The following is a 15,881-nucleotide window of genomic DNA, read 5'->3' on the forward strand; positions in this document are numbered from 1 at the left end:
TTTCGGGAATTGTTATTTGCCGATGCCTTCGGCCAAGCCACGGATGAAGTAGCGTTGCGCGCCAAAGAACACGATCACGATAGGCAGCGCCGAGATCGTCATGGCCGCGAACACCACGGCATAGTTGGTCCCGTGGGTTGCCATGATCGACGTCAGTCCGACCGGCAGCATCTGCACATCCGAGCCGCTCGTGAAGATCATGGCGAAGAGATATTCGTTCCAGGCGAACAGGACGTGCAGGATGACGCAGGAAATGATGATCGGCCGGCACAGCGGCAAGGTGATGCGCCAGAAGATCTGACCCTCGCTGGCGCCATCCATCGTCGCCGCCTCGTCGATGTCTTCAGGCAGATCCAGCATGTAGGCGCGGATGAGGAAGGTGGTGAACGGCACACGGAACGCCGTGTAGAGAATGATCAGCGCCCAGTAGGTGTTGTAGAGACCGAGCGCCTGCAACATCTTCACCAGTGGAATGATCGCCACCGTGGGGCTCAGCATCAAGCCGCCCAGAACGATGGCGATAACCAGCGGCTTTGCCGGCATCTTGGTGCGGGTCAGGCCGAAAGCCGTCCAGGCGCTGATCAGCACGGTGCATATGGCCGAAGCGACGGTCACCAGCACCGAGACTGTCACGTAGCCACGCACGCCCTGGTTCCACGCTTGCACGTAATTGTTCCACGACCAATGGGTGGGCAGGGCGAAGGGATCGCCGAAGATCTGCGCATTGTCCTTGAAGCCGCTCAGCGCCATCCAGATCAGCGGATAGATGACGACGACACCAAGGCAGACCAGGAATGAATAGAGCAACGTCCTGGCGATGACCGACCACACATTGACGTGCCGGCTGCGACCGGCTGCGACCATCGCACTCATAGCTGCACCCGGCGGCGCTTGGTGTACCAGAGCTGTGCCGCACCTGTGAGCATGGTCAACATGAAGATGACGGCGGCGATCGCCGCGCCATAGCCGAAATTGTCCTCGATGAAGGCCTTCTGGTAGAGCCACGTGCCCAGCACCTGGCTGCTGTTGTTGGGCCCGCCTGCGGTCATCACCATGACCTCGTTGAACACCTGGAACGCGCCCGTGATGGTGACGATGATCATCAACCCCGTCATTTCCCGGGTCAGCGGAAAGGTGATGCTCCACAGGCGGCGAAGAGGACCCGCGCCGTCGATCGTTGCGGCATCGTAGAGGTCGCGCGGGATCTTCTGGATGGCGATGGCGAACAGCAGCGTCGAATAGCCAAAACCCTGCCATTGGCTCATGGCGATGATGGCATAGATGGCGGTGTGCTCATTGCCGAGCCAAGGCATGACGAGCTGGCTCAGTCCAACACGGCTGAGCGCGGCATCCAGCAAGCCGATCTGCGGCTGGTAGATGAAATAAAACAGCAGGCCGGTCACCGTGATCGAGATTGCCGACGGCACGAAATAGACGGCGCGCCACAGCCGGCGCCAGCTTTCGCTTTTCAGGTCCTCGATAATGGCCGCCAGCAGGAACGCGCCGAAGACCTGGAAGATGACGGAGATGAGAGCGTAGAGGCAGTTGTTCCACAGCGCCAGCAGCACGACCGGGTCATGCAGCAGCCGGTCGTAGTTGGCGAGGCCGACATTGGTGACCTCGCCGGTGTAGATGTCCTGGTCGGTGGTGCTGACGATGAAATTGTCGACGATCGGATAATAGACGAACCAGCCGATGAGGATGAGCGCGATCGCCGCCCATCGCAACGACAACAGGTTGGCGAAGCAGGCCCGCCGGCTCTTTGGCCGTTGCGGCCTGGCGACGCCGATGTCGGCGCCGCTGTCCACTGTGTCCGAGGCCCTTGCCATGCTCGCCTGCTTTATTTGGCCGCGGATGCGGCTTTGCGCACCTCGTCCATCACTTGCTCGGGCGTCATCGAGCCGCCCGCCAGCGCCTGCAGGCTGGACAGCCAGACGGCGGCGACGCGCGGTGGGTTGGCCGTATCCAGCCAGGGCATGAGGTATGAGGCGGCGTTGATATCCTTGAGGCCATCGACCACAGCCGCGCTCATGTTCGATTCCGAGGCGCCGCCGATGGTGGCGCTCGGCTGGCCATAGGGTGGCGCAGACAAGACCTGCGCATTTTCCTTCGAGGTCACGAACTTCATGAAATCGATCGCCAGCGGGATGTTCTTCGATGCCGCATTGATCATGTAGCCCTCCGGCGCGCCCTCGATCGACTTGGCGTCACCCTTGGCGCCGGCGGGCACCGGCAGCCGGAAGAATCCGAAATCGGCGGGCTTTAACGCCGACTCCGGCGTGGCGGCCTGATCGAACTCGATGATTTCCTGGTAGTACATGGCCGACTGGGCGTTGGTGAAGGCCTGGAGAGCCGAGGCATAGGATGTGCCGTTGACGCCGGCGCCATCGGTGCAGCGCTCGACAAGCTGGCTGAACTGCTTGAGTGCTGCGACATAGCCTGGATCGCTGTATTGGGCGGTGGCCGGATCGAAGTCGCGTTCCAGCGTTGCCTGCGGCACGTTGTAGGCGAGCAGCTGGCCTGCAAAGTGGATCGCCGGCCAAGCCTCCTTGTTGCCGAAGGAGATCGGTGTCACGCCGGATTTGCGGATGGCGTCGCAGCTGGTCAGCAAGTCCTCGAAAGTGGCGGGTGCCTTGAGGCTGAGCTTGGCGAAGATCTGCTTGTTGTAGCCCATGAACTTGGCATCCTGGTAAAGCGGAATGCCATAGAACTTGCCGTTGTACTGGAACGCCTTGACGGCGGCTGGAGACAGCGACTTGCCCCACTCGGTATCGGCAGCAATGACGGGCGTGAGATCAACGGCGCGATTGCCGCGCACGAAATTGCCACCCCAGCTGCCTGTCCAGGAGAAATAGATATCGGGCAGCGAGTTGGAAGCGACCAGCGTCTTGGTCTTGCCCTTCACGCTGTCGTCGCTCTCCTGGATAAGTTCGACCTTCACATCCGGATGGAGCTTCTCATAGGCCTGTGCCAGGTTGACGAAATAGGGCGACAGCTGTTGCAGCCCGAACTTGGTCAGGACCGAAAGCGTGCCGGTGTATTCCACCTTGGCGTTTGGGTCGGCCGTGACAGCCGGCGAAGCGGCGGAACTGCCGCTTATCGACAACCCCAATGATGATACCGCGGCCACCGTGACCGCCACGACTTGCAGCGAACGTTTCATGGATAGCTCCTTCAGAGGTAAGAGGGGATCAATATTCCACGCGTTTGTAGTAGCGACGGGTGGTCAGCGGGTGGTTGCGCAGCACCTCGAGATGGGCGCTCAGCCGCTCGAGCAAGGTGGCGAGCAGAACCGGCGAGATCATGCCGCGGACCTTTGCGGAGATGCCCGGCAACTTGACCGAGGCCGCGTCCAGCGTGCGAACGCGGTCCGTGTAGCGCCTGGCGAAGTTCTCGACCCGGTCGGCCAGGGGCCGAAGGGCATCTTCGCCCTTGAACACGAAAACGCTGACGCCCGGCTCGACCAACTCGAGCGTACCGTGGAAGAAGTCGGCGGCGTGCACCGGGCGGGTGCGAATCCACTGCATCTCTTCGAGGATGCACATGCCGTAATAGTGTGCCTCCGGCCACACCGAGCCGGCGCCGGTGAAGATGTGATAGGTATCGTCCTTGATTGTCTGGGCCAGTTCGGCCGCCCTGTCCTCAAAGGCAGCCTTGGCGTCGGCAAGCAGATCCGGCAGCAGTTTGAGTTCGGCGACAGTGCCATCAAAATCATCATATTCGCCGCGCTCTTCCAGCAGGGCCAGGACGATCAGCAGCGTCTGCAGGTAGAAGGATTCCGACGAGGTGTCGTCTTCGGCGAAGTTCGTGAAATTGTGGTCAGCCTCCCGTGCGATTGGCGTATCCGAATGGCCGGTGAGCGAAATCGTGCGCACACCACGTTTTTTCAGAAAGGCCATGAGCTCGACGCCTTCCTTGGTCGTGCCCGACAAGGACGGGATGACCACCACGGCCTTGCTGTCGAGACCGGCGGGCGGATCGATCACGACCTGCGCCGGATAGGCACCGCTCACCGGGAAGGTAGAACAGCGCTGCGCCAACTCGATCGCGGGCAAGGTTAGAAGCTGCACGCCGCCGGTGCCCATGAAAAACAGCCGCTCGACGCCATCTGCCAGCAGTGTGCGCATGAGTGAGCGAACCTCACCTGCGACGGCGACGGCCCCGCTTTGGATCTTCACGAAGCGGTCCCTATCGAAGTTCAGCATGACGTTTTCCTTGTATTTCGCATGTGACAGGCCTCTAGCCCGCCTTAGGCGTCGGTGGGCCGTCTAGCTCGTTTTTCCGATGTGAGATCGATCTCACAAGCAATAATGGGCACGCAATTTCGCCAATGGCAAGTCCTTTAGACGAAATTCTCCGAAATCGAGGGGTTTGCTCTTTAGCGCACAGCGCGCCGGGCAACCGATCCGCGTACGATCAAGCGGGTCTGAAATCGGGTACGGCGCGGTGCAACCTTTTTGCCGGCAAGCCGCTCCAGCAGATATCTGGCGGCGAGCGGTCCGATCTCGGAGATGGGTTGCGCCACGACCGTTATCTGCGGATCGGTGAACGTGGCGAGGTTGAAGTCATCGAAGCCAACCACCGACACATCATGCGGAATCGAGAGCCCCATTGAACGCAGGCCAAGAAGCGCGCCTTGCGTCATGAGGCTGTCCACCGTGAACAGTGCGGTCGGGCGATTGCGCCGGCTGAACAGGCGGATCGTGGCTTCGATGGCGTGCTCGACGGTCGAGCGCGATACGCCGATGAGCGCTTCATCGATTGCGATCCCATGCGAGTGGAGCGAGTTTTGGTAGCCAGCCAAGCGTTCCTGTGCCGTAAAGATGCGTGACTCGTCGCGCAAAAGACCGATCCGGTGGTGACCGTTGCCAACTAGATAGTCCACCGCCTCGCGTGCCCCGCCCTCGTTGTCGACGACGACGCTGTCGCATTGCAGGTCCTTTACCACGCGGTCGATGAGCACGATCGGTGCGCCTTCGCGGGCCAGTTGCACAATATGCTGGCTGTCGGTTGCAGACGTTGGGGCAAGGATGAAGCCGCGAATGCTGAGCGAGCGAAGGCTCTCAAGCAGTTCTTTCTCCTGTTCTACATTCTCCTCGCTGCTGGCAATCAGAAGATTGTGGCGGTGCTTGCGCAGTTCCACCTCTATGTCGTGCGCGATTCGGGCGAAGAACGGATTCTGGATATCGCCGGGCACGAAGCCTATGATCGGCAATTGTCCGCTGCGCAGCGCCTGCGCGACGAGGTTGGCCCGATAGCCCAGCCTTTCGGCTGCCGCAACCACGCGGAGCGCCGTCTCGTCGCCAACGTAACCGTAGCTGTTGAGCGCACGGGCGGCCGTGGCGCGCGACACCTTAGCCGCTGCGGCAACGTCCTTTAGTGTGATTCCTTTCTGGGTCACAGGTAACCGTCCTTCTTGGATCTGAACATTGCGTCAGATCATCCTCGGCTCGTCTTGCCGGCATCGTTGTGGGGCATATCGGACGATTCTCAAACTGCGAACATAGCTTTCGCAACTCCTTGCCACCTAATCGAGACACGCGCGCTGTTTGGCTATCTGGAAATTTGATCCACGAATGCACTTACATCTTGTGCAGTCAGTTAATTGCCTCGCACTGCCAGCATACGGCAATGAGTTCACGCTATGGTCTAGGCGCCCTCCCTGGTATCGGTCATAACACTGATGGAGACGACTAGCCTTGCGGCCAAACTCGTCCAGCGATTGCAGGTTGTGTGCGTCAAGTTCTGCAAAATGGGGCAGCCATGATGCTGGTCATGCGGCTTGGCGCAGAGCGAGCTTCTTGTGCTCGCGCAGGTCGTCCATGTTGATGTATCGGTTGGCCTCCATCCAGTTTTCATTGGTCTCGACGGCCAAGGCCCTGACCAGGCGCAGGCAGCTTTCGGTATTGGGGAAGATGCGCACGACATAGGTGCGCCGGCGGATTTCCTCGTTGAGCCGCTCCAGCATGTTGGTGGATTTGAGATGCTTGTGGTGCTGTCTCGGCAGCCTGAAGAAGGTCAGGGTTTGTTCGATGGCATCCTCGGCCCAGCCTGTCAGGCGCGGATAGCGGGCCGACCATTTGGCAAGCCATGCGGCAAGATCAGCCCTGGCCTCTGCGAGATCGCGCCGGTCGTAGAGCCAGCGCAATTCCTGCAGGCAGTCGTCGCCGTGCTTCCTCGGCAGATGATCGAGCGCGTTCCTGAGGAAGTGCACGTAGCAGCGTTGCCAGGCGGCTTCGGGGATCACCTCGCCGGTCGCTGCCACCAGGCCGGCGTGATCGTCGGACACAACCAACTCGACGCCCTTGAGGCCGCGCGCCTTGAGGCCGACGAGGAAGTCCCTCCAGGCCGAGCGGCTCTCGCGATTGGCCATCTCCACGGCCAGGATCTGGCGCCTTCCGTCCCAGTCGATACCGACCGCGATCAGCACCGCCTGGCTCATGACAACACCGGCTTCACGCACCTTCTCGTAGCGCGCATCGAGGATGAGGTAAGGAAACGGCTCTTGAAGGGGGCGCCTGGCAAAGGCAGCGAGGCTCTCGTCCAGCCGCTTGTTGATGGCCGAGATCGACGAGGCCGAGAAGGCATGGCCGCACAGTTCTTCCGTGATCGCCTTCACCTTGCGGGTCGACACGCCCTGCACATACATCTCCGCCAGTGTCGCCACCAAGGCCCGCTCGGAACGCTGGTAGCGCTCGAACAGCTCGGTGGAGAAGCGCCCGGCCCGGTCCTGCGGAACCCGCAGCTCGAGCTTGCCGACCCGCGTCACAAGGGTGCGGCCTTAATAGCCCGAGCGATAGCCAAGCCGTTCGGGCGTGCGCTCGCTCTTCGAGGCACCCAGCGCCTCGTCCATCTCGGCCTCAAGCACCTCCTGCATCACCGCACGGAGCACTTCGTGCAATCCATCCGGGTTCGAAAGCAAAATGTCTTTGACGGCAGCGCTGGCGGTCTTAACTTCAGTCTTGGTCATGGTGGCGTTCCTTCGCGGGAATCAGGTGACGTGAACAATCACCAGCCTGCCATGACCGCCCCCTCTCAGCGAATTTGCAGAACTCTCAGCACACTACCCGATTGCAGGCGAGCTTCCAAAAAGGTCGACCCAGACTCTCAAGGCCTGCTGCACAGAGCCACAGGCTGGGGGACTCTGAGCAAATCGGAAATCTGAGTCGCTTGCTCTGAACCGTCCGCGTCATGCTGCTGACCGGTTTTGATCCTCCGGGGCTCCGCATGGGCAATAGCGACGAAAATGCTGTCGAGCAGATCCTTGTCGCGGAGGAACTTGCCAAGCAAGGGACCTCGGCCAGTACGCAAAAACGCCCGGCACTCTTGCGATAGCCGCGGAATATGCGGAAGGTCCGTCAGGCGGTCCGTCAAAGGCAATCTCTAAGCACCGATTGTCGCTGATCATCCTGAAAGGATTTGTTTTTATTTCAGCGCGTTACGTCAGATTGGCGTATTTTCGGCGGCGTTTGAGTGGGCCTGAATCATTCCCACTCGATTGTTTATACAGCCTATAACCCATTGAACGACTGTCAGTATTTTCCATCACAGCAAAAAAGTCCGCCACCAGAACCGTCAAAAAATTACCCTTTTGATTTAAAGGAAAAATCGGCGCAAAAAATATTTTGAGGTTTCACCAACTATCGGGATCAATCGGACGATTTTTTGCAGTTTGTGGCGTTCGACAGCCGCGCCCAACACTTTTCGAAATTACCGTCACTGCTCCAGGTGCATTTGCGCGTTTCAAAATCAATGGCTATGGTAGGCCCGGAGGGCGAATGAAAATCGTTGATTTTGTTGAGTTCTTCGTGGGCCAAAATCTGAAAGCTTCCCGTATGCTCCCGCGACCCCGAACTGCCGACCATAGCTGACCTCGTTTTCCAAACCTTGGGAGACCAGGTCCAGAACGTCGGAAATTGGGGCCGGTTGCAGATCGGCAGCTGTGGCAACAGCCGCGCGACCAGCTGACGGTCTAGCGTCTCGATATGGCCGATGAGACTTGGGAAGTACGAACATGCGGCAGCTTGCAGGCAGTTGTAATCCGTGGAACGGATTTACGAGTTGACGCGCCGGATTAGGACGGGCTCACTTGCCTCGAAGTTCATCCTGTTGCCAACCAATTGCCATGTGGGCTCGCAGATGAATATGCGCCCCAGAAATAGTCAGGCTATCTGAGCAGATTGGTTGTAAGTTGCCACTGCGGTCCCTTCCCGGGGAGCATTCTCCTTTGCCTGCGCGAACCCGGATGGCTGTTGCCAGAAACCGCACCTGAGTATCTTTATGTGCTATTTTTGCTACATTCCTTAGATTTATGGCTTGAACTCAGCGTTTTACCGGTCACTAAATCAATAAGCGCTCACATATTTTGTAAATTTGTGAACAATCACGCTTGAGTTGTAGCGCCCGGAGATAAGGGCGCGGGGAAACGTTGGGATGGGCAAAATGAAAACAATAGTTATGCCGGCCATTGGCAAGCGCCTTGGCCTGCTGACGACGGTCGCCATATTGAGCTGTGGGAATGCTCACGCGCTCACTCTCCAGGAGGCGATGGCGGTTGCGGTGGAGTCCAACCCCGAAATTGGCCAAGCGATCGAAAACCGCGAAGCAATCGAATTCGAGCTACGCCAAGCGAAGGGACTTTATCTTCCCAGCGTCGATGTCGAGGCGTCGGCGGGGGTTCGTCGTCTCGACAATTCCTCCCGGCGTTCGCTGTCCATAGAGGATGACGCGCTCTATCCGGCGGAAGCCGATGTCGTTGTCACGCAGACGCTTTATGACAGCGGCGCAAGGCGGGCGGAACTGAACCGTCAGGCGTCGCGGGTCGACGGCGCATCGTTCCGGGTGCTGGAACGGTCTGAATTCATTGGACTGTCTGTCGTCCAGGACTATCTCGAATACATGCTGCAGGCTTCGATCGTTTCGGAAGCGAAGAAGAATCTGGGCTTTCACCAGGCAATCCTCGGCGACATCCGGCAAGGTATTGCAGGCGGCGCGTTGAACGAGGCTGATCGCCAGCAGGCCGAGGAGCGGCTGTTCGCTGCCAAGGCACGTATGCAGGAGGCGACCGAAGAACTGGAGGCTTCCAAGATACGGTTCTTCAAGACGGTCGGTAAGCCGCTGACCAACGCGTCAAGGCCAGGCGATGTCTCGAGCGCGCTGCCAAGGTCGCTCGACGACGCGCTAGGGCTGGCGCGACAGAACAATCCGCGCGTCCACATGGCCAACAGCGATATCGACGCCGCCGCCTCCCTGGTGGATGCGGCGCGGGCGAAATTCGGGCCCTCCGTCATCGCCGAAGGCCGCGCCCGCGGCGGCTATGACATCGACGGCGACGATGGCGACGCTAGCGACCTGCAGGCGCGGCTGGTGCTGCGCTGGAACCTCTATCGCGGCGGCATCGACAAAGCCAACGAGCAAGAGCAGGTCCGCCGCACCAGCGAGCAGCGCCTTGTGCTGCACCAGGTTCTGCGCGAGATCGAGGAAGCCGTCCGTACGTCATGGGATCGCCGCTTCCGGCAGGCCGATCTGGCAAAGACATTGAAGCTTCAGGCTGCCGCCAACGAAAGGCTGGTGGCGTCCTATCGCGAGCAGTTCAAGGTCGGACAGCGCTCGCTGCTCGACGTGCTCGACGCGCAGAACACGCGGTTCAACACAGCTACGCTTGCCGACACCGCATCCTACGCGTCGCTTTTCGCGCAGTACCGGCTGCTGGCGGCAACCGGGCAGTTGCTGAAGACCATGAATCTTCAGCCGGCAAAACAGGCCACCGCCTATGCCAAGGCCGAGTTCAATGCGCCTGAAACGGCCGACACCGAAACGTATGCGCGCACGCCGTCGGAGCAGACGAACGATCTGCCTTTCGACATCCTCGCACCGGTAAGAAAGAAGTAGGAAGGTCAAGGACGAACGATAGTCCTGCGGGCTGATCGTGAACCCACAACCCAAAATCCTCTCCCCAAAAGAGGCGTTCAAGGCCTGCTTCTCCGCTGTTGCCGGGTACCTCGGCAGGCCGAGTTCCGAGACCGTGCTGTTTGCCGGCGTGCCGCTGTCAGACACCCGCATCGATATCGACGCCATCCGGCATCTTGCCGAACGCATCGGTCTTGAAATCACGGAATTCAGCCATCGCGACTTTCTTCGCGGACGCATCGACCTTCCCGCCATTCTGTTTCGCGTCAGCCAGTTGCCGGTTGCGCTGCTTGCCCAGACCGAGGACGGTGGATTTACGACCGCTCCCCAGGAAGACGGGCGCACCACAATTAGCAAATCCGAGTTTTCCGGAAGTTATATTAGTGGCGGCGTTTCCTTCTCGATAACCTATGCCAACGCAGTAGAGGCGATGAGCGTCGGTTCGGCGGCCAAGATCGAGCGGCGACATTGGCTGACCGGCACGATGGGGCCGTTCTGGCGCACCTATTCGAAGGTCATCCTGTCGGCGGTATTCATCAATCTGCTGGCTCTTGCCTCACCGATCTTCACCATGAACGTCTACGACAGGATCTTGCCGAACAAGGCGATATCGACGCTCTGGGTGCTGTCGATCGGGATCGGCGCGGTCATTCTGTTCGACCTGCTCTTGAAGACCGCCAGAGCGTCACTGATCGACTATGCCGGGCGCAAGGCCGATCTTCGCATCTCCTATATGCTTTTCGAGAAGGTGCTGAATTCGTCCTTGTCCGCAAGGCCCGGCTCAACCGGCGAATATGCAAATCGGGTGACCCAGTACGAGTTCGTGCGCGAGTTTTTCACGTCGAACACCATCAGCGTCTTCATCGACACAGCCTTCGTCTTCGTCTTTCTTCTTGTCATCTATGCGATAGGCGGTTGGCTGGTCGTCATACCGGCCATTGCCTTTGTCGCCTCGGTGATCGTCGGGCTGATCACGCAACGGCGCATCGGCAAACGCGTTGCCGCTTCCATGAACGAGGCTTCGCAGCGCCAGGCCCTGCTGGTGGAATCCATCTCCACGCTGGAAACGATCAAATCGCTGCGCGCAGAGGCTTACCTTCTGCGAAAATGGGCGGAGCATTCCAAGAACGCATCCAACACGTCCGAGAAGATCAAACAGCTTTCGGCTGCCGCCGGCAACATAACCCAAGCCATCCAGCAGATGGTCACCGTCGCTTTGATCGTGGCCGGCGCCTATGCCTTTTCGGAAGGGCATGTCTCGACCGGCGCCATCATCGGCACCGTCATGCTGGCGGGCCGGGCGGTGGCCCCGCTTGGGCAGATTGCGATCACCTTGTCCAGACTTCGCCAGGCGATGCTGTCCCTGCGAATGGTGAATTCGATCATGGCGCAGCCTGAGGATCGGCCGGACACGGTTGGTTTCGTCAACCGCCCCATTCGCAACGGTGCAATGGCATTCAGGAATGTCGGCTTTGTCTACCCGGGTTCCGAAAACGAAGTGCTGACCGGCCTGAATTTCTCGGTGAAGCCCGGTGAGCGGATCGGCATCATCGGCCGCATAGGCTCGGGAAAGACGACCATGGGGCGGCTGATCGGCAGGCTTTTCCTGCCGACCTCCGGCGAGCTGCTGCTGGACGGGATCGACATCCGCCAATACCACCCATCTGAGGTTCGCGCCGCGGTCGGGATCGTCGCGCAAGCCAACGATCTATTTTCCGGCACCATCAAGGAAAATCTCCTGATGGCGTGCCCGGAGGCGACCGATGAGCAGATCGTCGAGGCGGCCAAGGCTGCAGGCGTCGACGACTTCGTCTCCCGCCATCCGCGAGGCTACGACATGAATGTCGGCGAGCGCGGCACCAATCTCTCGGGCGGTCAGAGGCAGACAATGGCAATTGCCCGCCTGTTGCTGACCAAACCGAAAATCGTGTTCCTGGACGAGCCGTCCGGCTCGATGGATCTGGCTTCCGAGCGCCAGCTGATCAAGCAGCTCAAAGTGGCTTTCGATCGCAACACGACCCTGATCGTATCGACGCACCGCTTCAGCATGCTCGAGCTGGCCGACCGCCTGATCGTCATCGAGCAGGGCAAGATCGTTGCCGATGGACCGAAAGACCAAGTGATACAAGCGCTGCAGAAAACAAGCGCCTGACGAACAGAATTATGCGTGAACACAGCACGTTGGGACGTGGTAAATGCTAGCCAGGGAAGACCGTCCGCCGCTTTTTGCGTCGGCTTCGATATTCATTATCGGGGCGCTTTTTGCGAGTTCGGTAGCCTGGGCATCCTTCGCCGAGGTCGATGAAATCGCACGCGGCGACGGCAAGATCATACCGGCGTCGAAGACCCAGATCATCCAGGCCAGCGAGCCGGGCGTGGTTCAGGAAATCGCCGTGACGATCGGTCAGGTCGTCAAGAAGAATGACCTCATCATTCGTCTCGACAACACCTTCAACACTTCCAGCCTTGGCGAGCAGCAGGCCAAGGCGCGGGCGCTGCAGACGCGCATTGCACGGCTCCAATTCGAACAGACCGGCAGCCTCGAGGGCGCGTTTCCCTGTCCGTCAGAGATCCAGAAGGTGGCGCCGGAAATCTGTGACAACGAGCAGAAGCTGCTAATCGCGCGGCGCGACAACTTCGAAGTCAAACTGTCGGTTCTAAAGTCGCGGCTCGATCAGCGTGAGAAGGAACTCGACGAAGCCAACGCCAATGCCGATCGCCTCACCAAGAACCTGGCCGTCAGCGACCAGGAGGCGAAGCTGGTCGAAGCGATGGTCAAGAAAGGCCTGATGGCGCGAACCGAGCAGCTCCGCGTCGAGCGCGAGCAGACCGAGCTCAATGGTCAGCTGACGCTTGCCGGAGAGACCATCAAGAAAGCCAGGTCTGCCATCACGGAAGCCAAGCTTCAGGTCGACGAACTTGGCCTCCAGCTGCAACAGGAAGCGCTCAGCGATCTGACGCAGGCGCTGGCCGATCTCTCGGTGGTGGACGAGACGATACGCGGTGCCACCGACAAGGTGGCGCGTACCGATATCCGTTCGCCTGTCGATGGTATCGTCAACACGCTTGACATCAACACGGTCGGCGCCTTCGTCCAGCCCGGCGCGGTCGTCGCGGGTATCGTGCCGACGTCCGAGACCCTGCTGGTCGAAGCCCGGGTCTCACCGCGGGACGTCGCCTTCATCCGGCCGGGCCAGGATGCCCTGATCAAGGTGACCGCCTATGACTTCTCGATCTTCGGCGGCATCGAAGGCAAGGTGTCGAACATCACTGCCGACAGCCTTGTCGACCAGAAGACCGGCGAACCGTACTATCAGGTGCGTGTCGCCACCGACAAATCGACCCTGACACGCGACGGCAAGACCTATTCCATCATCCCCGGCATGATCTGTTCGGTCGACATCAAGACCGGACGCAAAACGATTCTCACCTACCTTCTGAAACCAATCAACAAGGCGCGGGAGGAGGCAATGAGTGAGCGATAGTGCGATCTCCCGCCCGGTCGATCGCGACCGGCTGCTGCCACCGCTGGCGAGTGAGGATTTCGGTCTCGAGTTCCGGGTTGTGGCGCGTGGCGGCACGCGCCGCGGCATTCGTCTGGAACGGGCGTTCTGGACATCGCTGAAGCAGATGGCGGAAAGCCGCAAATGCACGATCGGCACACTGATCGAGGAAATTGCAGAGAGCCACGCCAACGCCGGAAACCTGACATCGGCAATTCGCGTAGCCTGCATGCGTGGATTGGCCGACCAAAACCTCACCTTGCAGAGGCTCGCGTCGATCAAGACCATCAGCGCCATTCTCGTCGCCTGTCCCTCGCCGGCCTTTGCCCTGGCATCGTCGAAGAAGATCCTGACCTTCAATGCGCCGTTCCAGCAACTGGTGCGGCGGCAATTGCCGGTGGCGCCGAACGAGGACGCGCGCCAGGATCTCAAGCTGGCGCTGGACCTCAATGTCGCCGACATATTCGCCAGGCTCGACGCCAATGGCGAGACGCCGGTCGCGACCGGTTTCGTCATAGGCGCCGGCGACCGCCGCTACCGCGGTCAACTGAGCGCGGTGCGGGCGCCGGTGGTCGAGCCGGAACTGCTGATGGCGTTCGTCTTCGGCGGCTAGAGCAATTCCGGGAAAAGTGTGAGCGGTTTCCGTGGAAAATTGCGTCAAACAAGAGATAGAGCGCTCAAGACTCTCTGATGGGAGCTTACGGCTGCACACCTTCACCAGGCGCGACCGTCGAAAGGCCGCCCTTGATATCGGCTGTTTGAGCAGAACCGGTCTTCGCGCCATGGATCCACGCGCGATCGGTGCTGAACGAATACAGCGGCACGTAGGTCGGCAGGTCTGTGTCGCGGGAAACTACATTGCTCAAACTGTCGAGAATGAAGACGCCGCTGCCGGTGCTGACCGACAGCACGGCATGAAAGAAACCGCGCTTGCGATCCTGCAAGACGACCAGCGACATGCTCTGCGCCGGGATGCCTGCATGCAGCAGCGCGGCCATCTTGAGGATGGCGAAATCCTCGCAGTCCCCTGCCCGCCGCTCAAGGATTTCCGCGGGCTTGGCCCAGTAGTCGAGCCTGCCGTAAACCGCGCTGTCCTTCTTGTAGGCGATGGCGCGATTTATACTTGAGTTGACGAAGGACAACTTGTCGATGAAGCGCTTGTTCCCGGCTGCCTTGACGATCTCGGCAAAGGCGCTGTTCTTGCGTTCGCACGCGCTGCTCGCGGTACAGTCGACAATTGCCTTGTAGACCGGCGCCCAGCGCGCCGAAACCGGGAAATTGCGCATCGACAGGGCAACAGAACCGAACACGCCGGGAATGATCGCCGCCGTCTGGATCGGGTCGATCCCGGCGGCGGGCGGCGCGATCGAAGAACCACGCTTTTCATCAACGGCAACAGGACCATAGCTGCTGAAAATCATGCCGATCCGGTAGGCTGGAACCGGCTGCCATGGCTGCGGCCGAGCCAGCGAAACGCCGCCGAGACTGGAAGGGGTTTCGACCGCCGCCAGAACTCCAGCGGCAGCGCCGGCATTCACGGCAATTGCTTTCGCGGATGATGGCTGCGGCAGGCTTGTGATCGCCATTGCCAGCAGGATGAGCCTGAGCCCGGTTATTCCCAGGGCAGTTTTTTCTTTTTTCATAACGCCCACCTCTTGACTGTGGACGGTACCAATCTTGTCTCAAATTACTGGAAAGGAAGGTGGATAAGTTTCCTTCAATCGGGAATACCCATTTTGTGTAAAATTTTATTCAAATTTATACTTCTGTTTACCAATCCAGCTCAGCCGGCGGATATCAAACGAGGCGCGGCGCGGCCAATGCATATCAGATTATATCTTCCGGGTTTACCACGCGTAAAAAATGCCGAGACTTGCATACCAGGATATATGAAATTGATTGCGGGACAGTTGCAAAGCAGAAGTCGTCACTGTCTCTATCCGGGAAATGCCGGAGGGGTTTGGCGATGACGACGAGTAACGATTTGGATACCGTCTCGAATTCTTGGGACGAGCACTCTTCACATGAACATGGCGGCTCGCCATCGCAGGCAGGCATCCAGGTAGCGCAGGCCGCTCAGGCGGCGCCTGCCGAGCCGGTGCCGGTCGATGTCGGCAGTGGCGCACCCGTTCAGCCGGCAGCACCCGCGGAGGCGAAAGCGCCGGCGGCAGCCGCGCCGCATGAATACGTGGCCGACGCCAGCAACATCGTGAAACTTCCGGCGGACGTCTCCATCGACAACATCAAGGTCGACGGCCACAATCTGTTGCTGGAACAGGCGGACGGTTCAGTCATCCTCATCAAGGATGGCGCGCTCAACGTGCCGACCTTCATCATCGGTGATGTCGAAGTTCCGCGCGTGGCCTTGCTGGCCGCTCTTGAAGCGAGCCACGTCGATGTCGCCTTCGGTGCCGATGGTTCGATCTCGGCCGGCCCGGGCGGCGCCCCAGGCAGTGCCGGCGGCGACTT

Annotated in this window: 10 protein-coding genes and 1 pseudogene; 4 read left to right on the top strand and 7 right to left on the bottom strand. The window is 59.8% G+C overall.

Going from position 1 to position 15,881, the window contains the following annotated elements:
* Positions 1-12 precede the first annotated feature (12 nt).
* From NLY33_RS29360 to NLY33_RS29385, 6 genes and pseudogenes are all read right to left on the bottom strand, one after another.
* The gene (locus NLY33_RS29360) at positions 13-873 is read right to left on the bottom strand and encodes a carbohydrate ABC transporter permease (protein WP_023707241.1); all 861 of its coding nucleotides are present in this window, start codon (positions 871-873) and stop codon (positions 13-15) included.
* Entirely contained in the window at positions 870-1,829 is a 960-nt protein-coding gene (locus NLY33_RS29365; protein WP_023682778.1) for a carbohydrate ABC transporter permease, read from the bottom strand. Before NLY33_RS29365 ends, NLY33_RS29360 begins: the two co-directional genes overlap by 4 nt.
* Before the next feature lie 11 nt (positions 1,830-1,840).
* Complete coding sequence (locus NLY33_RS29370) at positions 1,841-3,163, bottom strand: ABC transporter substrate-binding protein (protein ID WP_023686870.1); 1,323 nt, start codon at positions 3,161-3,163, stop codon at positions 1,841-1,843.
* Between the two features lie 28 nt (positions 3,164-3,191).
* The gene (locus NLY33_RS29375; protein ID WP_023686869.1) at positions 3,192-4,205 is read right to left on the bottom strand and encodes an SIS domain-containing protein; all 1,014 of its coding nucleotides are present in this window, start codon (positions 4,203-4,205) and stop codon (positions 3,192-3,194) included.
* A 173-nt stretch (positions 4,206-4,378) separates the two neighbouring features.
* On the bottom strand, positions 4,379-5,401 hold the full coding sequence (locus tag NLY33_RS29380; protein WP_023724728.1) for a LacI family DNA-binding transcriptional regulator: 1,023 nt from the start codon (positions 5,399-5,401) through the stop codon (positions 4,379-4,381).
* Positions 5,402-5,773: 372 nt separating this feature from the next.
* Positions 5,774-6,970, bottom strand: a pseudogene (locus NLY33_RS29385) (IS256 family transposase).
* Between the two features lie 1,472 nt (positions 6,971-8,442).
* Here NLY33_RS29385 and NLY33_RS29390 point away from each other — a divergent pair.
* From NLY33_RS29390 to NLY33_RS29405, 4 genes are read left to right on the top strand one after another with little or no spacing between them, the layout of a single operon-like run.
* On the top strand, positions 8,443-9,891 hold the full coding sequence (locus tag NLY33_RS29390) for a TolC family protein (protein ID WP_023704343.1): 1,449 nt from the start codon (positions 8,443-8,445) through the stop codon (positions 9,889-9,891).
* A 37-nt stretch (positions 9,892-9,928) separates the two neighbouring features.
* Positions 9,929-12,061 carry a type I secretion system permease/ATPase gene (locus tag NLY33_RS29395; protein WP_023691465.1) on the top strand — a complete coding sequence of 711 codons (2,133 nt, stop codon included), beginning with the start codon at positions 9,929-9,931 and terminating at the stop codon, positions 12,059-12,061.
* A gap of 43 nt (positions 12,062-12,104) precedes the next feature.
* The gene (locus tag NLY33_RS29400) at positions 12,105-13,394 is read left to right on the top strand and encodes an HlyD family type I secretion periplasmic adaptor subunit (RefSeq protein ID WP_023667951.1); all 1,290 of its coding nucleotides are present in this window, start codon (positions 12,105-12,107) and stop codon (positions 13,392-13,394) included.
* Positions 13,384-14,025, top strand: coding sequence for a ribbon-helix-helix domain-containing protein (locus tag NLY33_RS29405; protein WP_023667950.1), 642 nt, complete (start codon positions 13,384-13,386; stop codon positions 14,023-14,025). The genes NLY33_RS29400 and NLY33_RS29405 overlap by 11 nt, the downstream gene beginning before the upstream one ends.
* A gap of 85 nt (positions 14,026-14,110) precedes the next feature.
* On the opposite strand, the gene NLY33_RS29410 is transcribed toward NLY33_RS29405, so the two are convergent.
* Positions 14,111-15,055 (bottom strand): transglutaminase-like cysteine peptidase, encoded by a 945-nt coding sequence (locus NLY33_RS29410; protein WP_023704344.1) that lies wholly within the window; start codon positions 15,053-15,055, stop codon positions 14,111-14,113.
* Positions 15,056-15,881: the final 826 nt, after the last annotated feature.

This window comes from Mesorhizobium sp. C432A (assembly GCF_030323145.1).
In the GTDB taxonomy this organism is placed as follows: Bacteria; Pseudomonadota; Alphaproteobacteria; order Rhizobiales; family Rhizobiaceae; genus Mesorhizobium.